We start from the raw sequence: 23,392 nt of genomic DNA on the forward strand, positions 1-23,392 counted from the left end.
CCGCTCAAATCATGACGTAATTACTGACCACTTAGCACCCTCGCCGGATCAATTCGGCTTGCGCGACGCGCCGGATACCAGCTTGCCAGCAGACTCAGTAAAAGTGCTGTAACCAGCACATAAATAACGTCCAGCCAGTGCAATTCAGACGGCAGGAAGTCAATAAAATAGATATCACCCGACAGGAACTGATGCCCAATCAGCTTTTCAATTCCGTTGATAATAGGCGTTAATTGCAGGGAAACCACCACGCCAATCACCACGCCGCACAGGCTGCCGAACAGCCCCGCCAGCAGACCGTACCAGACGAAGATGGCACGAATAAGACCGTCTTTCGCGCCCAGGGTGCGCAGCACGGCGATGTCGCTGCTCTTGTCTTTGACGGCCATCACCAGCGTCGAGACGATGTTAAAACAGGCCACGCCGATCACCAGCACCATCGCCAGATACATAATGGCGCGGATCATCTGAATGTCGCGGTACATGTAGCCGTAGGTGCCGATCCAGCTTTTGATGTAGACATAGCTGTTGGTCACACCGCCTGCGTCCCGCACCAGTTTGTTGGCGTTGAAGACGTCGTTCACCTTGATGGCAATGCCGGTGACGCTGTCGCCCATATCCAGATACTGGCGCGCATCGTCCAGCGGGACCATCGCGAAGCTGTGATCGAGCTGACCGCTCAGCTGCAAAATACCGGTCACGTGCAGACGCACTCGCTTCGGCTGCTGGAGCTTATGGTCGGCGCTGGCGTTGGGGATCATGATGGATACCCAGTCGCCCTGCTTCACCTTCAGCGCATCGGCGACACCTTTGCCGATAATAATCTGCTGCTCACCGGCTTTAAAGTTCGCCCACGCGTTGTTCTGCACAAACTGTGGCAGCGCGCTCAAACGTGCTTCCTGCTGCGGATTGACACCTTTCACCTGGATAGCACGCAGATTGGCCCCGCTCTCCACCAGCCCGGTAAAGTTAATGTACGGCGCGGCGGCGGCAATGCCCGGCACTTTCTCGACGTGGTTAAGCGCCTCTTTCCAGTTGGTCCAGGGCTGACTCACCGCTTCAATTTCGCCGTGCGGAACCACTGCCAGAATGCGATTATTCAGCTCACGCTCGAAGCCGTTCATCGCGCTCAGGCCGACAATCAGCACCGCCACGCCCAGCGCAATACCGACGGTGGAGATCACCGAAATCAGCGACACCATGCCGCCGCGACGACGGCCACGGCTAAAGCGCATTCCGATCAGTAAGGATAACGATGAAGCCATTACTCGGCTCCCATCAGGGTCAGTTCCGCCGTCAGACGACCGTCGCGCATCTCCAGCTGACGGCTCATGCGGCGCGCCAGCTGCAGATCGTGGGTCACCACCAGGAACGCGGTTCCCTGAGAGGCGTTGAGTTCACCGAGCAGCTCAAAAATACTGTCTGCGTTGCGCGCATCGAGGTTACCGGTCGGTTCATCGGCCAGCACCAGACGCGGGTTGTTCACCAGCGCACGGGCAATCGCTACGCGCTGACGTTCGCCGCCGGAGAGTTCCGACGGGCGATGATTCGCGCGATGACCGAGGCCCACGGCTTTCAGCATATCGCTGGCGCGGGTGTTGATCTCTGCCGGTTTCTTTTTGCCAATCAGCAGCGGCATAGCGACGTTTTCCAGCGCGGTGAAATCGGGCAGCAGATGGTGGAACTGATAGATAAAGCCCAGCGACTGGTTGCGCAGATCCGCCTTCGCCGTCGACGACATTTTGCTCATCGGCTGACCGGAGAAAATCACATCCCCGGAGGTCGGCGTATCCAGCCCGCCCAGCAGATGTAGCAAGGTACTTTTGCCCGAGCCGGAGCTGCCGACAATCGCCATCATTTCGCCTTCGCCCACGCTGAAACTGACCTCATGCAGGACATCGGTCTGCACGGTGCCTTCCTGATAGCGCTTGGACAGGTTGTCGCATTGCAACAGGATCTTATTCATAACGTAAAGCCTCAGCGGGTTGGGTGGCGGCGGCGCGCCAGGAAGGATAAAGCGTCGAGAGCAGCGCAATCGCCATCGCGACCAGCGCAATAGTGACGACCTGCAGCGGCTCGATCGCCACCGGCAGCGCGGCACCGTCGAGCAGAATACCGATAACCGGCATTAAATTATTCAGTTGGCTGGCAAGCAATGCCCCCAGCACGGCGCCGAGCAGCGCACCGATAATCCCGGCGCTGGCCCCCTGAACCATAAACACCGCCATGATCTGGCGCGGCGTCAGCCCCTGGGTTTGCAGGATCGCCACTTCGCCCTGCTTCTCCATTACCATCAGGCCCAGAGAGGTGATGATGTTAAACGCGGCCACGGCGACGATCAGGCTCAGCAGCAGGCCCATCATGTTCTTTTCCATGCGCACGGCCTGGAACAGCTCGCCTTTACGCTCGCGCCAGTCCGTCCATTTGGTGCCTTCAGGCAGTTTTTGTTCGCTCAGGACGTCCACTTTCAGCGGCTCGTTGAGCCACAGACGCCAGCCGCTGATGTTGCCCAGCGGATAGCGCATCAGGCGGGAGGCGTCCTGAATATTGACCAGCATCTGATAGCCATCGACTTCGCTGTTGGCGGCGAAGGTGCCGATCACGTTGAACAGACGCTGGCTCGGCAGGCGTCCCATCGGCGTGAACTGGCTGGCCGAGGGCACCATCACGCGCAGCTGATCGCCACGGTTGACGCCCAGCTGGCTGGCGAGTTGTTCGCCGAGAATGACGTTGTATTTGCCAGGTTCGAGATCGGTCTGTTTGACGTTAACCAGATACGGCGTGAGGGGATCTTTTTGCGCCGGATCGATACCGAGCATCACCCCGACCGACACGCTGCGCGCGCTTTGCAGCACCACATCACCGGTAGTCAGCGGCGCAATGCGGCTCACGCCCTGTAACTTCACGGCATTTTCCGGCAGCTGTTGCGGGTTGATCGACCCCTGAGAAGAAGAGAGAACCGCCTGCGGCATTAGCCCCAGGATGTTGTTTTGCAGCTCGCGCTCGAAGCCATTCATCACGGACAGAACCGTCACCAGCGCCATCACGCCAAGCGTAATGCCAATAGTGGAAAGCCAGGAGACAAAGCGACCGAAGCGGTCCGCGGCGCGCCCACGCATGTAGCGTAAGCCTATGAAGAGTGCGACAGGTTGATACATGAAATCCGTCTGGTTGCTGATAGCAGACCCACGAGTATATAAGCGAATCCGTTAAGCGTAAATGACTGAAACCGTAAGCTTTGGTAATGATTCTGGCGAAAAAGTCAGAGAAATCATCACGCTACTTCACGAATCGACTTTCCCGCGAGACGCGCCCTTCTCCACCTTTTCTGAAAATCGTCCTGATACAGACTCTTACCCGTTACATCTCTGGCCCCTTCACCCAGGATTAACGGCTTCTTTTATGGCAAAACAGGGTTCAAAGACCGATGAAACAAAAAGCATTATGGATTAATCAGATAAAGGGGCTGTGTATCTGCCTGGTGGTGATTTACCACTCGGTGATCACCTTTTATCCTCACCTGAACGGGCTGCAACACCCGCTATCCGGTCTGCTCGCCAAATGCTGGGTCTACTTTAATCTCTATCTCGCCCCCTTCCGTATGCCGGTGTTTTTCTTTATTTCGGGCTATCTGATCCGCCGCTACATTTACGACGTGGGCTGGCGCGTCAGTGTCGATAAGCGGATCTGGAGCATTGTCTGGGTGCTGGCCCTGTGGGGCGTGTTGCAGTGGCAGGCTCTGAGCCACATTAACGCCTGGCTCGCGCCGGAGCGCGAATTAGCCACTTCCTCTAATGCCGCGTATGCCGGTTCGATCGGCGAGTTTATGCGCGCCATGCTTACCGCCAGCACCAGCCTGTGGTATCTCTACGCCTTGATTGTCTATTTCACCCTGTGCAAAGTGCTCAGCCGCTGGAAGCTGCCGGTGCTTGTACTGCTGGCCCTCGCAAGCGTGGCGATTAACTTCCTGCCGCTGCCGTGGTGGGGGATGAACAGCGTGGTGCGCAATATGATCTACTACAGCCTCGGGGCCTGGTTCGGTGCGCAGCTGATGGAGTGGATGAAGGGGATGACGATGCGCCGCACCTGGCTGCCGATTATGGCGTTTGGCGCGGTCTCGGTGGTGCTGTGGTTTGCCAACGTTCCCCTGCTGCTGTCGCTCCTGTCGATTCTGCTGATCATGAAACTCTTTTACAGCGTCGAGCAGCGTTACGCCGTGCATCCGAACAATCTGCTGAACGTCGTCGGCTCGAACACCATTGCGATTTACACCACTCATCGCATTTTAATTGAACTGTTTAGCCTGTTCCTGATCGGTCAACTCAACGCCGGGACCTGGCCGGTGTGGGCAGAACTGAGCCTGATTCTGGTCTATCCGTTTATCAGTCTGCTGGTCTGTACCCTGTTTGGCCTCGGCGCACGCAAAGTCTCCAGCGCCCTGTTTGGCGACGTGTTCTTCGCGCCTCCCGCTCGTCTCGCACCGGCTCAGGCCACGCGCTAACCTCTCTTCTCGCCCTCATCCGGGGGCGAATTTACCCTCTGTGCGGTTCCGGTTTGCTAATGCAAAACGATCAAGGATAATAATGGCATTGCGTATCAGTGATATGTCCCAAAACTCATAAGAGACTCTGACAAAGCCATGCCTGAACAATACCGTTATTCCCTGCCCAACAAAGCGGGCGACCAGCGCCAGCTAGGCGAACTGACGGGCGCAGCCTGCGCCACGCTGGTGGCAGAGATCGCTGAGCGCCACGCGGGGCCAGTGGTGCTCGTTGCCCCCGATATGCAAAACGCGCTCCGTCTGCACGACGAGATCCGCCAGTTTACCGACAGTCTGGTGTTTAGCCTGGCTGACTGGGAAACGCTGCCGTACGACAGTTTTTCCCCGCATCAGGAGATCATCTCCTCCCGTCTCTCCACCCTGTACCAACTGCCGTCGATGCAGCGCGGCGTGTTGATCGTGCCGGTCAACACCCTGATGCAGCGCGTCTGCCCGCACAGCTACCTGCACGGCCATGCGCTGGTGATGAAAAAAGGCCAGCGCCTGTCGCGCGATGCCCTGCGTGCACAGCTCGACAGCGCGGGCTATCGCCACGTCGATCAGGTGATGGAGCACGGGGAGTACGCCACGCGCGGCGCGCTGCTGGATCTCTACCCAATGGGCAGCGATCAGCCCTATCGTCTGGATTTCTTCGATGATGAAATCGACAGCCTGCGTGTCTTCGACCCGGACACCCAGCGCACGCTGGAAGAGGTCGAGGCGATAAACCTGCTGCCGGCCCACGAATTCCCGACGGACAAAACCGCCATCGAACTGTTCCGCAGCCAGTGGCGCGATAAGTTCGATGTGAAGCGCGACGCCGAGCATATCTATCAGCAGGTGAGCAAAGGCACCCTGCCCGCCGGGATTGAATACTGGCAGCCGCTGTTCTTCAGCGAGCCGCTCCCGGCGCTGTTCAGCTATTTCCCGGCGAAGACGCTGATCGTCAATACCGGCGATCTCGACGCCAGCGCCACCCGCTTTGAGAGCGAAACCCGCGCCCGTTTTGAAAATCGCGGCGTCGATCCCATGCGCCCGCTGCTGCCACCTGAGCAGCTGTGGCTGCGCACCGACGAGCTGTTTTCCGAGCTAAAAAAATGGCCGCGCGTGCAGCTCAAAACGGAAAGCCTGGCGGACAAAGCCGCTAACACCAACCTGGCGTTTACCACCCTGCCGGATCTCTCCGTTCAGGCGCAGCAAAAAGCACCGCTGGATAATCTGCGCAAGTTCCTCGAACACTTTATCGGGCCGGTGATTTTCTCGGTCGAGAGCGAAGGCCGCCGTGAAGCGCTGGGCGAACTGCTGGCGCGCATTAAAGTCTCGCCAAAACGCATTTTGCGTCTCGACGAAGCCGCCGACAGCGGGCGCTATCTGATGATCGGCTCTGCCGAGCACGGTTTTATCGATACCCTGAACAACCGGGCGTTGATTTGCGAAAGCGATCTGCTCGGCGAGCGCGTGGCGCGTCGTCGTCAGGACAGCCGCCGCACCATCAATCCGGACACGCTGATCCGCAACCTGGCCGAGCTGCACGTCGGCCAGCCGATTGTCCATCTGGAGCACGGCGTCGGGCGTTACGCGGGCATGACCACCCTCGAAGCGGGCGGGATCACCGCCGAATACCTGATGATCACCTATCTCGGTGACGCCAAACTCTATGTGCCGGTCTCCTCTTTGCATCTCATCAGCCGCTACGCCGGTGGCGCGGAAGAGAGCGCCCCGCTGCATAAACTGGGCAGCGACGCCTGGACGCGCGCGCGGCAGAAAGCCGCCGAGAAAGTCCGCGATGTCGCCGCCGAGCTGCTGGATATTTACGCCCAGCGCGCGGCGAAATCCGGCTTCGCCTTTAAGCACGACAAAGAGCAGTATCAGCTGTTCTGCGACAGCTTCCCGTTTGAAACCACGCCGGATCAGGCTCAGGCAATTAACGCCGTACTTAGCGATATGTGTCAGCCGCTGGCGATGGATCGTCTGGTGTGTGGTGACGTTGGCTTCGGCAAAACCGAAGTGGCGATGCGCGCGACTTTCCTCGCCGTCGAGAACAACAAACAGGTCGCCGTGCTGGTGCCGACAACCCTGCTGGCCCAGCAGCATTACGACAACTTCCGCGACCGCTTCGCCAACTGGCCGGTGCGTATCGAGATGCTGTCGCGTTTTCGCAGTGCCAAAGAGCAGACGCAAATTCTGGAGCAGGCCAGCGAAGGCAAAATCGACATTCTGATCGGCACCCACAAGCTGCTGCAAAGCGACGTGAAGTGGAAAGATTTGGGCCTGCTGATTGTCGATGAGGAGCACCGCTTCGGCGTGCGCCACAAAGAGCGCATCAAAGCGATGCGCGCGGATGTGGATATCCTGACGCTCACCGCGACGCCGATCCCACGAACCCTGAATATGGCGATGAGCGGGATGCGCGATCTGTCGATCATTGCCACCCCACCGGCCCGTCGTCTGGCGGTGAAAACCTTTGTGCGCGAGTACGACAGCCTGGTGGTGCGCGAGGCGATCCTGCGTGAGGTGCTGCGCGGCGGCCAGGTCTACTACCTCTACAACGACGTGGAAAACATCCAGAAAGCGGCGGATAAACTGGCGGAGCTGGTGCCGGAAGCGCGCATTGCCATCGGCCACGGCCAGATGCGCGAGCGCGAGCTGGAGCGGGTGATGAACGATTTCCACCACCAGCGTTTTAACGTGCTGGTCTGTACGACCATCATCGAAACTGGGATCGACATTCCGACGGCGAATACCATCATCATCGAACGGGCCGATCACTTCGGTCTGGCGCAGCTTCACCAGCTGCGCGGCCGCGTCGGGCGCTCTCACCACCAGGCCTACGCCTGGCTGCTGACGCCGCATCCGAAAGCGATGACTACCGACGCGCAAAAACGTCTGGAAGCGATCGCGTCGCTGGAAGATCTGGGGGCCGGTTTCGCGCTGGCGACGCACGACCTGGAGATCCGCGGCGCAGGCGAACTGCTCGGGGAAGATCAGAGCGGATCGATGGAGACCATCGGCTTCTCGCTGTACATGGAGCTGCTGGAAAACGCCGTCGACGCCCTGAAAGAGGGCCGCGAGCCGTCGCTGGAAGATCTCACCAGCCAGCAAACGGAAGTGGAGCTGCGCATGCCGTCCCTGCTGCCGGATGATTTTATCCCGGACGTGAACACGCGCCTGTCGTTCTACAAGCGGATTGCCAGCGCCAAAAACGAGGCTGAGCTGGAGGAGATCAAAGTCGAGCTGATCGACCGCTTTGGCCTGCTGCCGGATGCGGCGCGTAACCTGCTGGATATCGCCCGACTGCGCCAGCTGGCGCAGAAGCTGGGTATTCGCAAGCTGGAAGGCAACGAAAAAGGCGGCGTGATTGAGTTCGCGGAGAAAAACCACGTCGACCCGATGTGGCTCATTGGTTTGCTGCAAAAACAGCCGCAGCATTTCCGCCTCGACGGCCCGACGCGCCTGAAATTCATGCAGGAGCTGAGCGATCGCAAAACGCGGATGGAGTGGGTGCGTAACTTTATGCGCCAGCTAGAAGAAAACGCCGCAGCGTAACCCTTTGGCCGGGCGGCAATCTCCGCCCGGCCGATTAATTTACAAACTCTTTGCACTTCTCCTGATTTCCCGACACGCCCCTTCGCCATAATCATCCATTAACGTTTTGAATAACAATAACCCTGTTTTTACTCTGGATTTAGTGATGATGACTGTGCGTTTTACTCGCTGGATAACCTTGATTGCCCTTGCGGCAACCGTCGCGATCGCCCTGCCCGCGCGCGCCAATACCTGGCCGCTGCCCCCTGCCGGGAGCCGTCTGGTGGGCGAGAACCGCTTCCACGTAGTGGAAAATGACGGCGGTTCGCTGGAGGCGATCGCCAAAAAATACAACGTCGGCTTCCTGGCATTATTGCAGGCCAACCCTGGCGTCGATCCTTACGTCCCGCGCGCCGGCAGCGTGCTGACCATCCCGCTACAAACTCTGCTCCCGGACGCGCCGCGCGAAGGTCTGGTGATTAACCTCGCCGAACTGCGCCTCTATTATTACCCGCCGGGTAAAAACGAGGTGACGGTTTACCCGATCGGCATCGGTCAGTTGGGGGGTGACGCTTTGACGCCAACCATGGTCACCACCGTCTCGGATAAACGCGCCAACCCAACCTGGACGCCAACGGCCAACATTCGTGCGCGTTATAAAGCCCAGGGCATTGATCTGCCCGCCGTGGTTCCGGCAGGCCCGGATAACCCGATGGGCCATCACGCTATTCGCCTCGCCGCCTACGGTGGCGTCTATTTGCTGCATGGCACCAATGCGGACTTTGGCATCGGAATGCGTGTTAGCTCAGGCTGTATCCGCCTGCGCGATGGCGACATCGAGACCCTGTTCCGCGTGATCACGCCGGGCACCAAGGTCAATATTATTAATACGCCAATTAAAGTCTCTGACGAGCCGGGCGGGAAACGTCTGGTCGAGGTGCATCAGCCGCTGTCGAAGAACATTGGCGACGACCCGCAGACGCTGCCGATTACGCTCAACGCCGCGATGCAAACCTTTAAAGCGCGCGCGGACAGCGCGGTGATGGAAAAAGCAATGGACGTACGCTCTGGCATGCCGGTGGATGTCACGCCGCATCACGAGGTGACTCAGCAAGCGATGTAAGATCGTCAGAAACAAAAAGGCCCTGCTTTTCAGCAGGGCCTTTTTTTATGACAGTGGCATTAATGAGGGTTAAGCCATGCTTATTTGTAGATTACCGCAGTCCCGTGCAGGGTGTTCGGACCGGTGACTGAAGTGATGCGGAATGATTTCGCGCCCATCTGTTCAGCTTTCTGGGCTAACTGGTCTTCCAGTGAACCCAGGTTAGTCCCGGCATTCGCAGAGATGGTGCCGACTTTCTGCTGGTCAGCAGGGGTGGATTGCACTTCGACAGCGGCGAAGCTGGCGAATGACAGGGAACTCAGTACAGCAGCAGCGATCAGGGTGTTGATGGTTTTCATGATTTTTAGCCTTTAACAGATGAATTTGGGAGGTCGTTAGTTATTTACTTAACGATCGATAGGTAAATGATAGATGTGATCCAGGTCACACGTCAACATGATTTTATAACGATCATTAAATTAATTTTAAACCCCTTATTTTTCATACCCATATGATTAATTTATTTTTGTGAAATGAGTGCTGGTCGCCGCTGGCTATTATTTTTATAATGATCATTCAACAAACCAACAAAGGTACAACGGCATATGACAACCGACGTCACGAGTTGCGCAAAAAAAAGCCGTGGCCGACCAAAAGTGTTCGACAGGGATGCGGCGCTCGATAAGGCCATGACACTCTTCTGGCAGCATGGGTATGAAGCGACTTCGCTCTCCGACCTGGTCGAAGCGACAGGCGCAAAAGCCCCGACGCTGTACGCAGAATTCACCAACAAAGAAGGCCTGTTTCGCGCCGTGCTGGATCGCTATATCACGCGCTTTGCGGCTAAACACGAAGCGCAGCTGTTTTGCGAAGAGAAAAGCGTTGAGCAGGCGTTGCAGGATTACTTCGCGGCCATCTCGGCCTGCTTTACCAGTAAAGACACGCCTGCGGGCTGTTTTATGATTAACACCTCGGCGACGCTGGCGGCCTCCTCGAAAGAGATCGCCAATACCGTGAAATCGCGCCACGCCATGCAGGAAGAGACGCTGGGCGCCTTTTTACGCCAGCGCCAGGCGCGCGGCGAGATCCCGGCGCACTGTAACCCTGAGGAACTGACGCAGTTCTTAAGCTGCGTCCTGCAGGGGATGTCGATCAGCGCGCGCGAAGGCGCAAGCCTTGAGAAACTGCAAAGCATTTCCCGCACCACGCTGCGACTGTGGCCTGAGCTGCTGAAACTCTGATTTGAAGGGCGGGTCTCCGCCCTTTTCTTTTCCCCTCTCCCCCACTTTTTTCCCTTTCATCTCCTGTAAACCCTCTCATTTCAGCGGGTTGATAATGAGACTCTTTATCGGCAATATTCGCGTTTACATTTATTTCACAATGTTTCCATTGTGTGATTTGACCTGCCGATAAAAAAGAGCAAATGCTCAACAAGGAATGATGATGAAGAAGAGCCTCTGGGTGCTTAATCCCGTTCTGCTGGCTATCGCGATGCCGCTGTACGCAGAACAACAAAACGAAGAAAACCTGATTGTCAGCGCCAACCGCAGCCACCGCACCGTCGCCGAAATGGCGCAGACCACGTGGATTATTGAAGGTCAGGAGATTGAACAGCAGGTTCAGGGCGGGAAAGAGTTCAAAGATATTCTCGGCCAGCTGATCCCCGGTATGGACGTCAGCAGCCAGGGGCGTACCAACTACGGCATGAACATGCGCGGGCGCGCAATTGTGGTGCTGATCGACGGCGTGCGTCTGAACTCGTCGCGCACCGACAGCCGCCAGCTGGATTCTATCGATCCGTTCAACGTCGAGCATATCGAAGTCATTTCCGGCTCGACGTCGCTGTACGGCGGCGGCAGTACCGGCGGGCTGATCAATATCGTCACCAAAAAAGGGCAGCCGGAGACGCAGGTCGATCTGGAACTCGGCGGTAAAAGTGGCTTTAACAACAGCGACGATCGCGATGAGCGCGTAGCGACCGCCGTCAGCGGCGGGAATGACAATGCGTCGGGCCGTCTTTCAGTGGCTTATCAGCGCTTCGGTGGCTGGTACGACGGTAACGGCGACGCCCTGACCTTCGACAACACTCAGACCGGCCTGCAACACTCGGATCGTCTGGACGTCATGGGAACCGGCACCATCGAGATCGATGAGACCCGCCAGCTGCAGGTAGTCACGCAGTATTACAAAAGCCAGGGCGACGACGATTACGGGCTGTATCTCGATAAGAACATGAGCGCGGTGACGGGCAACGGCACGGCGCGCACCTCCAGCGGCTTTAGCTCGGACCGTATTCCCGGCACCGAGCGTCATCTGGTTAGCCTGCAATATTCCGACACCGATTTCTGGGGACAGGAGCTGGTCGGGCAGATCTATTATCGCGATGAATCCCTGCGCTTCTACCCCTTCCCGACGGTGGCGAAAGGACAAATCTCCAGCTTCTCCGCCTCCGAGCAGAATACGGATCAGTACGGTGCCAAGCTGACGCTGAACAGCAAACCCCTCGACGGCTGGCAGCTCACCTGGGGTATTGATGCCGACCATGAAACCTTTGATTCCAACCAGATGTTCTTCAATCTGGCGGATTCCGTCCCTTCCGGCGGGATGAATAACCAGTCGGCTTACAGCACGGGCCGCTATCCGGGCTACAGCATCACCAACTTCGCCCCGTTCCTGCAAAACAGCTACGACATTAACGACGTCTTTACCCTGAGCGGCGGCGTGCGCTATCAGTGGACCGAAAACCGCGTCGACGATTTCATCGGCTACAAAGAGCAGCAGAGCATTGCCAAAGGCGACGCCCTCTCCGCCGACGCCATTCCGGGCGGCAAAACGGATTACGATAATGTCCTGTTTAACGCCGGAATCCTGGCGCACCTTACCGAGCGTCAGCAGGTGTGGTTTAACTTCTCTCAGGGCGTTGAATTACCGGATCCGGGAAAATATTACGGCAACGGCTCCTACAGCAAAGCGGATGCGCAGGGCCATCTGGCGCTTCTCAAAAGCGTGAACCCGAATGATGCCAAACTCGAAGGAATTAAAGTCGATTCGTATGAGCTGGGCTGGCGCTTCACCGGCGATCAGCTGCGCACCCAGATTGCGGCCTACTACTCCCTGTCGGACAAATCCATTGATATCAACCGCGCGGACATGACCATCGACGTGAATCCGCAGAAGCGCCGGATCTACGGCGTCGAAGGGGCGGTGGATTACTTTATTCCTGACAGCGACTGGAGCCTCGGCGGGAACTTCAACGTCCTGAAATCCGAGATCAAAACCAACGGTTCCTGGGAGAAATGGGATGTGACTCAGGCGTCACCGTCGAAAGCGACAGCCTACGTCGGCTGGGCACCAGAGCCGTGGGCGTTGCGTCTGCAAACCCAGCAGGCCTTCGATCTGAGCGACGCGGCGGGCAATAAAATTGATGGCTACAATACCGTTGATTTTATCGGCAGCTATCAGCTCCCGCTCGGCAAGCTGACGTTTAGCGTCGAAAACCTGCTCGACAAAGAGTACACCACCGTCTGGGGACAGCGCGCGCCGCTGCTCTACAGCCCAACCTACGGGAATGCGGCGCTGTACGAATATAAAGGCCGCGGACGCACCTTCGGTCTGAACTACGCCCTGACCTTCTGACAGGCGAAAAAAAGGCTCCTCAGCCTGAGCGTTTGAGGAGCCAAATTCAAAAATACCGCTTTTTTTACACCTTGTTATTCAGAACCAGCTGACCGTTGCTATCCAGAGGGATCTGGGTACCCGGGTCTTTGTCCATTCGAATTTTGCCCTGCTGATCGCCAATTTTGTAGGTCACATCGTAGCCGAGCATTTTCTCTGATTTGTCATACACGGTTTTGCAGCGCTGCTGCGTGGTGGTGTACGTATCGCCGTCCTGCATCGCGCCCTGGACCTGGTTACCGGCATAGCCGCCACCCAGTGCACCGACCACGGTCGCGACATCTTTCCCGCGTCCGCCGCCAAACTGATGACCAATTACGCCACCCGCAACCGCACCCAGCACGGAGCCTGCGATACGGTTTTCATCCTGCACCGGACGACGGTGGGTCACCGCGACGTTGCGGCACTCCTGACGAGGGGTTTTCACCGACTCTTTGATCGGTGTGGCTGAAACAACTTGTGCGTACTGCGGGCCGCGTTCAAACACGTTCAGACTGGCCACTGCTGCCACGCCCAGCGCCGCAGCTACGCCAATCCCTATACCCGCCAACATAGATTTATTCACGGGACTTCCTCCTTTGTTGCTATTGGTAACAATTTTGCAATCAAAGAAAGAGTTCGCCAATCGGAATAACGCTCAAAAAGAGAGGCGTGAAATGAAAAGGTGCGCGTTTAGGAGAACTCTTAAGTACCCTGACGGATATTGTCAGCAGGAAATGCTAAAAATCCCTCCGGGAGCCGGAGGGATTGAAGGATCAGTGCAGTTTGAGGCGCGGACGGATGACGCGGTTGATACTGCCCACCAGCATCATCAGGCCGGTTTTGAAGTAACCGTGCAGCGCGACCTGGTGCATGCGGTACAGCGAGATATAGACGAAACGCGCGATGCGCCCTTCAACCATCATAGAGCCACGCATCAGGTTACCCATCAGGCTGCCCACGGTGGAGAAGTTCGACAGGGAGACCAGCGAGCCGTGGTCTTTGTAGACGTAGGACTTCATCGCTTTGCCTTTGGTCTGCGCCAGAATGTTGTGCAGCGCGAGGCTTGCCATCTGGTGCGCGGCCTGAGCGCGCGGAGGAACGAACCCGCCTTCCGGACGCGCGCAAGATGCGCAGTCACCGATGGCGAAAATGTTCGGATCGCGCGTGGTTTGCAGCGTCGGCTCGACCACCAGCTGGTTGATACGGTTGGTTTCCAGCCCGCCAATCTCTTTCATGAAATCAGGCGCTTTGATACCGGCAGCCCAGACCATCAGATCGGCCTGAATGTACTCCCCGCCTTTGGTGTGCAGACCGCCTTCGTCGGCGCTGGTGACCATGGTTTGGGTCAGCACGCGCACGCCCATTTTGGTCAGTTCGTTGTGCGCCGCACCGGAAATGCGCGGTGGCAGCGCAGGCAGAATGCGCTCGCCCGCTTCGACCAGCGTCACATTCAGCGCTTCGTTGGTCAGGCCTTTGTAGCCGTAGCTGTGCAGCTGTTTCACCGCATTGTGCAGTTCCGCAGAGAGCTCTACGCCCGTCGCCCCGCCGCCGACAATCGCGATGTTCACTTTGCCGCTGGCACCGAGGTTATTGGAATATTTCAGGAACAGATTCAGCATCTCCTGATGGAAACGACGCGCCTGATGCGGGTTGTCGAGGAAGATGCAGTTCTCTTTTACGCCCGGGGTATTGAAGTCGTTCGAGGTACTGCCCAGCGCCATCACCAGCGTGTCGTACGGCAGTTTGCGCTCAGGAACCAGCAGCTCGCCCTTCTCGTCACGCAGCTCGGCCAGGGTAATGGTTTTGCTTTCGCGGTTGATGTCCATCACCGAACCCAGCTGGAACTGGAAATCGTGATTACGCGCGTGCGCCAGATAGCTCAGGGCATCGACACCTTCGTCCAGGGAACCGGTGGCGACTTCATGCAGCAGCGGTTTCCACAGATGGCTGTGGTTGCGATCAACCAGCGTAATTTTGGCTTTCTTGCCACGGCCCAGCTTCTTGCCGAGTTGCGTAGCCAGCTCCAGCCCACCTGCGCCGCCGCCTACAATCACTATCTTTTTCAATGGCGTAGTCAATGTGACCCCCTCAAATTATTAACCAATTGTTAATTAAAAGTTATGAGAATAACCCTTAATTAACAACAGGTTACAGCACTGAAACCATTCAGGTGCATTGAGAATAACACGCCAGGCGCATTGGTCATACCAAAATTGATGTGAATCAAGTTTTGGTGATTTAAATTTGTACAATTGTAGCAAAGACAAAGCCCGGCTCGCTTTCGCGGCCGGGCTTTGAGTAAGTCAGAGGGGGTTAGCCCAGGGTCTTGAAGGCTTTGATGCGCTGCAGATGCGGGGAGATATTTTTGAATTTGTGGGTCTGCTCTTCGTCCCAGACAATTTCATAGTAGTGATGCAGCAGCTCCGCCGCGCGGAGGTTATCCAGCGCCTCGTCATGACGGGAGAGGATCGCCATGCAGCGGTCGCGGTTCTTCTCGCGGAAATTGCTCACGCATTTGGTTGCAATATCGGTGTACTCTTCCGGGCGGTCAATCTTGCCTTCCATGTTCTCGTCAGGGAACAAATTCGGATTGAACACCACCTGGCGAATATCGCAGAGAAAACCGATCCGCTCTGCCCAGTAGCCACCCAGACCCACGCCGCAAATCAGCGGACGGTCGTCGACGTTGAGCTGCAGCATCTTGTCCACCTCTTTTAGCAGATGCGCCATGTCATGCTTCGGATGGCGCGTGCTGTAGCTAATCAGCCGCACGTCCGGGTCGATGAACTGCAGTTGCAGCACTTTTTCATGGTTACCAGGACTGTTCGAATCAAAACCGTGCAAATAAATGATCATTGTTTCCTCACCACACGACGCCTTCCGAGAGGGGTTTATTGGCCCGCTTTATGTGCCTGCCAGCGCTCATTGAGTGCTTCAAGCTCGGCGTTCACTGTCTTCCAGCGAGACGAACCCATCAGCTCCTGACGGCTAAATGAACCTTTATGATACAATTGTGTAACACGTTCAGCATTGATCGGCGACAGGTTATCTAACACGCTAACCGCCCCTTTACGATTATTGCAGACCAGGATCATATCGCAACCCGCATCCAGCGACGCCTGACCGCGCTCGGCGTAGCTGCCCATGATCGCCGCCCCTTCCATCGACAGATCGTCGGAGAAAATCACGCCGTTAAAGCCCAGCTCCTGGCGCAGCACGGTTTTCAACCAGTGCGCCGACCCGCTGGCCGGACGCGGATCGACATCGCTGTAGATCACATGCGCTGGCATGATGGCGTCGAGCTTGTTGTCGGTAATGAGCGAGCGGAACACGGACATATCTTTGGCACGGATCTCCGCCTCAGGGCGCGGATCGCGCGGCGTCTCTTTGTGGGAATCCGCCGTGACCGCTCCGTGACCCGGGAAGTGTTTCCCGGTGGTTTTCATGCCCGCGTCGTGCATGCCGTCGATAAAGCGCGTCGCCATCGCCAGCGCAATCTGCGGATCTTCATGGTAGGAGCGCTCACCGATGGCCGCGCTGATGTGCCCGACGTCCAGCACCGGCGCAAAGCTTAAATCGATATCCATGGCGATCATTTCGCTCGCCATCAGCCAGCCCGCATCCTGCGCCAACTTACCGCCCTCTTCAGTGCCAAGCAGGGCAGCAAAAGATTGTGCCGCCGGCAGACGGGTGAAGCCCTCGCGAAAACGCTGCACGCGTCCGCCTTCCTGATCAACCGCGACCACCAGATGGTTGCGGGACGCCGCGCGGATCTGACGCACCAGCTCGCGCAGCTGCGCAGGATCGTGATAGTTGCGGGTAAACAGAATCAGCCCACCCACCAGCGGATGCGCCAGAATATCGCGCTCTTCCGCATCGAGTTCATACCCTTCAACATCCAACATCACTGGACCCACACGAACCTCTCTTATCCTTTAGTTTGTAACTCACGCCAGACGTCATCTGCCAGCGCGATAAATTGTTTGTCAGCCGATTGCTGAAAGCGTAATTCGAACCATCCGGCCATCATCATCAGTACCCAGGGCCGCCAGCGCTGGACCTGCTGTTGCAGCTGATACGCGTCCATATTCGCCCTATTGGCATAGGCTCTAATAAGCGTCTGCCGGGCCTTTTCCGACGGCATCCAGACCGCCGCCAGCTCGAGCGCCACGTCGCCATCGCCCGCGTATTCCCAGTCGATCAGCCGTTCTCCCGTTGGGGTATGGACGATATTTCCGGCATGCACGTCCATATGCAACGGCACCAGCCGCAGAGGGCGCGGTTCGCCGCGCTGGCGCAGACGTTTTAACGTCGCCAGCCAGAATGGCGATCGCCGTGAAGGCGCGGCTCCCTGCCAGTAGGCGTCGAGCAGCGGCAGGATCGTGATGCGCCACCCAAGACGGGATTGCCGGTGCAGATAATACAGCATGCCTGCCAGGGTTTGGGTATCAGGAAGCTCGCTTTTGATCTCGCCCACAAGATACTCGACCGCCATCCAGTCGTGATGAAAGAAGTGCGGCTCAGGCGCCAGATCGGCGGGAAGACGTTTCAGGGCGTGATACTGACGGCGAAACGCGAAGGCGGGCCCGGTGGCGTCATGACGCTGGCGCAACACCAGACGGTGCTCGCCGTGCTCAATAATGCAACTCGCGCCGCTAAACCCGGCGTGGGTTTGCGGCGCGATAAGGCGATATTGCGGAAAGTCGCGCGAAAGCAGGGTTTCGCGCGTGACGTTATTGTTGTGTAACGGCACCTTTACCTGACCAGATAATTTCACCTGTTTGAACCAGCATCAGCTGCATTTGCAGGGTTGGCGTGTTGACGTTGCCGGTCGCGTTGGAGTAGAGCACGTATTGCGCGCCAACATTACGGGCGATGCCAATGGCTTTGCTGCGCGAACCCAAGCTGTCCTGCGGTGACAGGCCCAACTGCTGTTTCGCCACGGACAATTGCTGGACGGAAACCAGCGTAAACTTGCCGTTGTTCGCCAGCGCATTGCGCAGGGTTTCCGTGGCTTCTCCCGCATTCAGCGAGCCGTTGGTACGGTTGTTGACGCTATCCACCAGCAGTACGCTGCCAGCGGTCACGCCCTGAGCCTGCAGCATTTTGCCCACCATCGGCTGCATGGCACCGTTCCAGTCATAGTGACGGACGCGCGGCGCAGGCTGCGAAGTTTGATCGGGATGTTCAATCGGGCCCGGCTGTTCCGGGATCGTCGGTACGGATGGCACCGTTGGCACTGGCTCGGTCGGCGTCACCGGCTGTTCAGTGCCAGGCTTCACCTCGTCAACAGGAGCAGGTTGCTGTTCCGTACGGTTGATACACCCCGACAGGAACAGCGCGAAAGCGGTAACGAGCGCGTAACGGCCCAAATTCTTAATCAAGGTTCACCCCTTACAAATAAAGATAAAGTCTGACCTTATGCGCACCCAGATAATTAGCGCTGCCATAAAGTGTGACCGACGAATTGGCCGGAATGATGACACTGCGTGGCGCTTCAAGCGGATGCATCTCGAGGCCTCTTACGTCATACCAGTAAAACCGATAGTGGATGGTAACTGGCTGGTTTCTTTCGTTATAAAGCCTGGAGGACGCCGACGGCTGAATTTCGCTGACCGTGAGCGACGGTGCCTCAGCGGTAATGCCCGCAGCCAGAACCGACGACTCCATCACCAGCGTCTGTTCATCGCTGACCGGGATCGCCGGACGCGAGCTACAGCCCGCGAGGACCATCGCCAGTGTCAGAGCCAGAACCGCTTTACGCCCTCTTTGCATATCAAAGACCTTTATGCGCCAGCATCGGACCCAGCGGACGACCGCCCAGCAGATGCATGTGAATATGATAAACTTCCTGCCCACCATGACGATTACAGTTCATGATCAGACGGTACCCGTCTTCGGCAATCCCTTCCTGTTCAGCAATTTTCGCTGCTACCGTCAGCATACGGCCTAATGCCACTTCATGCTCAGTTTTCACGTCATTGACGGTCGGAATCAGAATATTGGGGATAATAAGGATGTGTGTCGGAGCCTGAGGTGAAATGTCGCGGAAAGCTGTGACCAGTTCATCCTGATACACGATATCCGACGGGATCTCACGACGGATAATTTTACTGAAAATGGTTTCTTCAGCCATGACGTTTTCCTTTTTTGTTTAATCTGGCGTGACGTGACCGGCAAAGGCTGGCGTGCGGCGATTGCCCGTGACACAACACAAGAGTATGAGCGAGTTTCTCCTGTCCTTTCAACCTTATCCCGTGATTTCTTTCCTTTACCCACAATGGATGGTCGCTGATTGACCATCCTGCCCTAAGATATGACTGAAACATAATTTCAGGTGAAATGGTTACATCTGTTTACATGGTTAATTCAAATGCGTATATTTCGCATTTGCATTTTCATGCGCATTTTCAACATAGAAATGACCTCCGACCGTTACCGGGACTGGGGCAGACAATTTACCATTCACTCAGAAAGGGTTTGATGATGTCTTTCATTAATCACACCAGGGATGGGCAACGTCAGCCTGTCGCAACACCTTCGTTGCTGGCAGCCTGTATTGCTATGGCATTGATGCCGACCGCAAGTTTCGCAGAATCCAATCCGGAAGATACCGTCATCGTTGACGGGGCTGATAACGCGCAAGATCAGAATAGCGCGCAGGATCAGGATTACAGCGTCAAAACCACCACCACCGGCACCAAATTATTACTGGTTTCGCGTGATATTCCGCAGTCGGTCAGCGTCATCAGCCAGCAGCGTATGCAGGACCAGGAGCTGAACACCATCGGCTCGGTACTGGATAACACCGTCGGTGTCAGCGCTTCCCGCATTGATACCAGCCGTACCAACTTCTACTCCCGCGGGTTCTTCATCAGCAACTTTGCCTATGAAGACATGCCGACCTTCCTCGATAACCGCTGGAACTTTGGTGATACCGCGGGCGATACCGCTATTTTCGACAAAATCGAAGTGGTGCGCGGCGCGGCCGGTTTGATGAGCGGTACGGGCAACCCTTCCGCTTACGTCAACATGGTGCGTAAACACGCGGACAGCAAAGAGTTTAAAGGCAACGTCTCCGCCACCTATGGCAGCTGGGATAAGCAGCGTTACGTGATGGATCTCCAGGCGCCGCTGACGGAATCCGGCAACGTGCGCGGGCGCGTGATCGCCGGGTACGAAGACCGCGACTCCTGGGTGGAGCGTAACCACTATCGCAAGAAGTTCGTCTCCGGCATTCTCGATGCAGACGTGACGGATTCCACCACCCTCTCCCTGGGTTATGACTACCAGGAAAGCGAAGAGGACAGCCCGACCTGGGGCGGTTTCCCTTCCATGTTCAGCGATGGCAGCAAAACCGATTTCCGCCGCGGCTTTAACACCGCAGCCGACTGGACTTACTCGAACAACGATTCCACCAAAGTGTTTGCCAACCTCACTCAGCGCTTTGATAACGGCTGGGAAGCGAAGGTTAACGCCATGCACGCGGAAACTAACTTCGACAGCAAGCTGATGTACATCGACGGTTATCCGGACAAGGCAACTGGCCTGTACGATGCCTCCAAATGGTACGGTGCCTGGGGCGGCTGGAACCGCGGCGAGCGTAAACAGGACTCCGTGGACGCGTTCGTACGCGGCGGGTATGATCTGCTTGGCCGTCAGCACCAGATCATGTTCGGCGGGAGCTACAGCCGCCAGCGCAATAACTACGACAACTCCTATCCGGTTAACGACAATTACGGCCTGATGGATGTCGGCAGCATTTACGATTACAACGGCAATCTGGCCGACCCGACCTGGTCCGGATTCTCGCTGTACCAGCGCGACGTGATCCGCCAGAAATCTGTCTATGCCGCGACCCGTATCTCTCTGGCCGATCCGCTGCACCTGATTCTGGGCGCGCGTTACACCGAGTGGAGCGCCAAGTACAACCTGGAGCGTAAACCGGACGAGATCCGCAACAGCAAATTCGATGACGTCACGCCGTATGCGGGCCTGATCTATGACATCGACGATACCTGGTCGGTTTACGGGAGCTATACCTCCATCTTCCAGCCTTCTGGCCAGCGTGATATCAACAGCAACTTCATCGATCCGACCACCGGCAAGAGCTATGAAGCCGGCGTGAAAGGTGACTGGTTCAGCACCCGCCTGACCGCGACGCTCGCCGTCTTCCGTATTGAGCAGGACAACGTCGCCGTGAACACCGGGACAACCATTCCAGGCTCCGGCGGTCAGTCGGCGTATAAATCTGTGGATGGGACCGTCAGCAAAGGGATTGAGTTCGAGCTGAACGGCGCGTTGACCGACAACTGGCAGCTGACTTTCGGCGGCAGCCGCTACATTGCTGACGATGAGAACGGCGCTGCCGTCAACCCAGGCCAACCGCGTACCTCTCTGAAGCTGTTTACGCGCTACCAGTTGCCGATGCTGCCTGAGCTGACCGTCGGCGGTGGCGCGCGCTGGCAGAACAAAACCTGGCAGGATCTCGATAACGGCCCGAACGGCGTGAATCAGATCACTCAGGGCGGTTACACGGTGGTGGATCTCTTTACACGCTACCAGGTCACGAAAAACTTCTCGGTTCAGGGCAACCTGAACAACGTGTTTGATGAGGAGTATTACGATTACCTGGGCAGCTACGGCGTTTACGGCGCACCGCGTAACTTCTCGGTGAGCGGTACATACCGTTTCTAAGTCGTGAGTGATGACAAAGGGAGCCGAATGGCTCCCTTTTTTGTGGGCGGTGTGCGGGAATTGTCGGGTGGCGCTGCGCTTACCCGACCTACAAAACCCGTAGGCCCGGTAAGCGCAGCGCCACCGGCCTTAAATGTTGGCACAATAAAAAAGGCAGCCATTCGGCTGCCTTAGTCTCCCCAGGTCACAACTTAGTTGCTGCGGATGTACTCATCCATTTCGGTTTTCAGGTTATCGGATTTAGTACCGAAGATTGCCTGAACACCCGAACCTGCAACAACAACACCCGCTGCGCCCAGTTTTTTCAGGCCCTGCTGGTCAACTTTCGCTACGTCAGCAACGCTCACACGCAGACGAGTGATACACGCGTCCAGGTTAGTGATGTTTTCTTTACCGCCGAATGCTGCAATCAGAGCAGGAGCCATTTCGCTGGTAGAGGTTGCTTTCGCATCGTCAGTAGAATCTTCACGACCCGGAGTTTTCAGGTCCAGTGCTTTGATCAGCACGCGGAAGACGGTGTAGTACACCACTGCGTAGCACGCACCAACGATTGGGAACAGCCACAGTTTGCTGCTGTTACCGGACAGCACGATGAAGTCGATCAGACCGTGCGAGAAGGACGTACCGTCACGCATACCCAGCAGAATACAGATTGGGAATGCCAGGCCTGCCAGAATCGCGTGGATAACGTACAGGATCGGCGCAACGAACATGAAGGAGAACTCGATCGGCTCGGTGATACCGGTCAGGAACGAGGTCAACGCTGCGGAGATCATGATACCGCCCACTTTTGCACGGTTCTCTGGTTTAGCAGAGTGCCAGATAGCAATCGCTGCAGCCGGCAGACCGTACATTTTGAACAGGAAGCCGCCAGACAGTTTGCCTGCAGTTGGGTCACCTGCCATGTAACGTGGGATATCACCGTGGAATACCTGACCTGCGGCGTTGGTGTATTCACCAATCTGCATCTGGAATGGAACGTTCCAGATGTGGTGCAGACCAAATGGCACCAGGCAGCGCTCTACGAAGCCGTAGATACCAAACGCCACAACCGGGTTCTGGTATGCAGCCCACTGAGAGAAGGTCTGGATAGCCGTACCAATTGGAGGCCAGATGAAGGACAGCACAACGCCCATGAAGATCGCAGCCAGACCAGAGATGATCGGTACGAAGCGCTTGCCCGCGAAGAAGCCCAGATACTCAGGCAGCTTGATGCGATAGAAGCGGTTAAACATGTAGGCTGCAATGGCACCAGAGATGATACCGCCGAGAACACCGGTATCGGCCAGGTGTTTCGCTGCGATCTCTTCAGCAGGTAAATGCAGTACCAGTGGCGCAACCACAGCCATGGTTTTCACCATGATGCCGTAAGCAACAACCGCGGCCAGAGCAGATACACCGTCGTTATTGGTGAAGCCCAGTGCAACACCGATAGCGAAGATCAGCGGCATGTTAGCAAAAACAGAACCGCCTGCTTCGGCCATCACGTGTGAAACTACGGCTGGCAGCCAGCTGAAGTTTGCAGAACCGACGCCCAGCAGGATACCTGCGATAGGCAGTACGGATACTGGCAGCATCAGCGATTTACCGACCTTTTGCAGGTTAGCAAATGCATTCTTAAACATAATTGAGAGTGCTCCTGAGTATTTGTGCTTTTTTTACGCTTTCACGCATGGGCACGGGGGGAGAACCGCGCCGTGGACAGGACATCTAAGCGCCCTTTATTTATTACACAGAGTAAAATAAATCCCTGTGACTTTGTTTGACGGCTATCACGTTTCAGCTTCAGACGATCGAAAAACTTTCAGTAATTTACAAAAAGCATGTCCAGATATGTCTAAATACACCGTCACCGCCCTAAATAAGGCGGT

The 23,392-nt window shown here is 56.7% G+C and carries 20 protein-coding genes; 7 read left to right on the top strand and 13 right to left on the bottom strand.

Annotated features, from left to right (window positions below; all coding sequences use genetic code 11):
- Window positions 1–20: 20 nt before the first annotated feature.
- The 3 genes from lolE to lolC are packed head-to-tail and all read right to left on the bottom strand — an operon-like array spanning window position 21 to window position 3,158.
- Window positions 21–1,265 (bottom strand): lipoprotein-releasing ABC transporter permease subunit LolE, encoded by a 1,245-nt coding sequence (gene lolE / locus AC3WS9_RS13485; RefSeq protein WP_492488835.1) that lies wholly within the window; start codon window positions 1,263–1,265, stop codon window positions 21–23.
- Window positions 1,265–1,966 (bottom strand): lipoprotein-releasing ABC transporter ATP-binding protein LolD, encoded by a 702-nt coding sequence (lolD, locus tag AC3WS9_RS13490; RefSeq protein WP_282494939.1) that lies wholly within the window; start codon window positions 1,964–1,966, stop codon window positions 1,265–1,267. The genes lolE and lolD overlap by 1 nt, the downstream gene beginning before the upstream one ends.
- A complete protein-coding gene (gene lolC / locus AC3WS9_RS13495; protein WP_492488837.1) occupies window positions 1,959–3,158 on the bottom strand; it encodes a lipoprotein-releasing ABC transporter permease subunit LolC in 1,200 nt (399 codons plus the stop codon). The genes lolD and lolC overlap by 8 nt, the downstream gene beginning before the upstream one ends.
- A 61-nt stretch (window positions 3,159–3,219) precedes the next feature.
- On the opposite strand from lolC, the gene AC3WS9_RS13500 reads away from it, so the two are divergent.
- The 4 genes from AC3WS9_RS13500 to ldtC all read left to right on the top strand — a co-directional run bounded on the left by AC3WS9_RS13500 (window position 3,220) and on the right by ldtC (window position 9,188).
- The gene (locus tag AC3WS9_RS13500; RefSeq protein ID WP_492488839.1) at window positions 3,220–3,453 is read left to right on the top strand and encodes a hypothetical protein; all 234 of its coding nucleotides are present in this window, start codon (window positions 3,220–3,222) and stop codon (window positions 3,451–3,453) included.
- On the top strand, window positions 3,428–4,501 hold the full coding sequence (locus tag AC3WS9_RS13505) for an acyltransferase family protein (RefSeq protein ID WP_492488841.1): 1,074 nt from the start codon (window positions 3,428–3,430) through the stop codon (window positions 4,499–4,501). The genes AC3WS9_RS13500 and AC3WS9_RS13505 overlap by 26 nt, the downstream gene beginning before the upstream one ends.
- A 138-nt stretch (window positions 4,502–4,639) precedes the next feature.
- Window positions 4,640–8,086, top strand: coding sequence for a transcription-repair coupling factor (mfd, locus tag AC3WS9_RS13510; protein WP_492488843.1), 3,447 nt, complete (start codon window positions 4,640–4,642; stop codon window positions 8,084–8,086).
- A gap of 142 nt (window positions 8,087–8,228) precedes the next feature.
- Window positions 8,229–9,188 (top strand): L,D-transpeptidase LdtC, encoded by a 960-nt coding sequence (gene ldtC, locus AC3WS9_RS13515; RefSeq protein ID WP_492488844.1) that lies wholly within the window; start codon window positions 8,229–8,231, stop codon window positions 9,186–9,188.
- A gap of 80 nt (window positions 9,189–9,268) precedes the next feature.
- Here ldtC and bhsA read toward each other — a convergent pair whose 3' ends face one another.
- Window positions 9,269–9,526, bottom strand: a complete 258-nt coding sequence (bhsA, locus tag AC3WS9_RS13520; RefSeq protein WP_282494933.1) for a multiple stress resistance protein BhsA — start codon at window positions 9,524–9,526, stop codon at window positions 9,269–9,271.
- Between the two features lie 246 nt (window positions 9,527–9,772).
- Here bhsA and comR point away from each other — a divergent pair, with 246 nt between their 5' ends.
- Together comR and AC3WS9_RS13530 are read left to right on the top strand one after the other, a co-directional pair.
- Window positions 9,773–10,408, top strand: coding sequence for a TetR family copper-responsive transcriptional repressor ComR (gene comR, locus AC3WS9_RS13525; protein WP_282494932.1), 636 nt, complete (start codon window positions 9,773–9,775; stop codon window positions 10,406–10,408).
- A 202-nt stretch (window positions 10,409–10,610) separates the two neighbouring features.
- Window positions 10,611–12,803: a TonB-dependent siderophore receptor gene (locus AC3WS9_RS13530; RefSeq protein ID WP_492488847.1), complete on the top strand. Its 2,193-nt coding sequence runs from the start codon at window positions 10,611–10,613 to the stop codon at window positions 12,801–12,803.
- A 64-nt stretch (window positions 12,804–12,867) separates the two neighbouring features.
- Here AC3WS9_RS13530 and AC3WS9_RS13535 read toward each other — a convergent pair whose 3' ends face one another.
- The 8 genes from AC3WS9_RS13535 to hinT form a co-directional block, all read right to left on the bottom strand.
- Window positions 12,868–13,407, bottom strand: a complete 540-nt coding sequence (locus tag AC3WS9_RS13535) for a glycine zipper 2TM domain-containing protein (RefSeq protein ID WP_095281609.1) — start codon at window positions 13,405–13,407, stop codon at window positions 12,868–12,870.
- Between the two features lie 190 nt (window positions 13,408–13,597).
- Window positions 13,598–14,902 carry an NAD(P)/FAD-dependent oxidoreductase gene (locus AC3WS9_RS13540; protein ID WP_095281608.1) on the bottom strand — a complete coding sequence of 435 codons (1,305 nt, stop codon included), beginning with the start codon at window positions 14,900–14,902 and terminating at the stop codon, window positions 13,598–13,600.
- A gap of 235 nt (window positions 14,903–15,137) precedes the next feature.
- Window positions 15,138–15,680, bottom strand: a complete 543-nt coding sequence (gene ycfP, locus AC3WS9_RS13545) for an alpha/beta hydrolase YcfP (protein WP_095281607.1) — start codon at window positions 15,678–15,680, stop codon at window positions 15,138–15,140.
- 35 nt (window positions 15,681–15,715) lie between these two features.
- Window positions 15,716–16,741, bottom strand: a complete 1,026-nt coding sequence (gene nagZ / locus AC3WS9_RS13550; RefSeq protein WP_492488850.1) for a beta-N-acetylhexosaminidase — start codon at window positions 16,739–16,741, stop codon at window positions 15,716–15,718.
- 11 nt (window positions 16,742–16,752) lie between these two features.
- Entirely contained in the window at window positions 16,753–17,577 is an 825-nt protein-coding gene (gene thiK / locus AC3WS9_RS13555; protein ID WP_492488852.1) for a thiamine kinase, read from the bottom strand.
- Window positions 17,558–18,208 carry a penicillin-binding protein activator LpoB gene (gene lpoB, locus AC3WS9_RS13560; RefSeq protein WP_390888262.1) on the bottom strand — a complete coding sequence of 217 codons (651 nt, stop codon included), beginning with the start codon at window positions 18,206–18,208 and terminating at the stop codon, window positions 17,558–17,560. Before lpoB ends, thiK begins: the two co-directional genes overlap by 20 nt.
- 10 nt (window positions 18,209–18,218) lie before the next feature.
- Window positions 18,219–18,599: a YcfL family putative periplasmic lipoprotein gene (locus tag AC3WS9_RS13565; RefSeq protein ID WP_285145865.1), complete on the bottom strand. Its 381-nt coding sequence runs from the start codon at window positions 18,597–18,599 to the stop codon at window positions 18,219–18,221.
- Between the two features lies 1 nt (window position 18,600).
- Window positions 18,601–18,960, bottom strand: coding sequence for a purine nucleoside phosphoramidase (hinT, locus tag AC3WS9_RS13570; RefSeq protein WP_006809243.1), 360 nt, complete (start codon window positions 18,958–18,960; stop codon window positions 18,601–18,603).
- A 350-nt stretch (window positions 18,961–19,310) separates the two neighbouring features.
- On the opposite strand from hinT, the gene fhuE reads away from it, so the two are divergent.
- Complete coding sequence (gene fhuE / locus AC3WS9_RS13575; RefSeq protein ID WP_282494926.1) at window positions 19,311–21,521, top strand: ferric-rhodotorulic acid/ferric-coprogen receptor FhuE; 2,211 nt, start codon at window positions 19,311–19,313, stop codon at window positions 21,519–21,521.
- Between the two features lie 191 nt (window positions 21,522–21,712).
- On the opposite strand, the gene ptsG is transcribed toward fhuE, so the two are convergent.
- Window positions 21,713–23,146 carry a PTS glucose transporter subunit IIBC gene (ptsG, locus tag AC3WS9_RS13580; protein WP_282494925.1) on the bottom strand — a complete coding sequence of 478 codons (1,434 nt, stop codon included), beginning with the start codon at window positions 23,144–23,146 and terminating at the stop codon, window positions 21,713–21,715.
- Between the last annotated feature and the right edge of the window lie 246 nt (window positions 23,147–23,392).

This window comes from Lelliottia sp. EB106-05-01-XG201 (assembly GCF_058791735.1).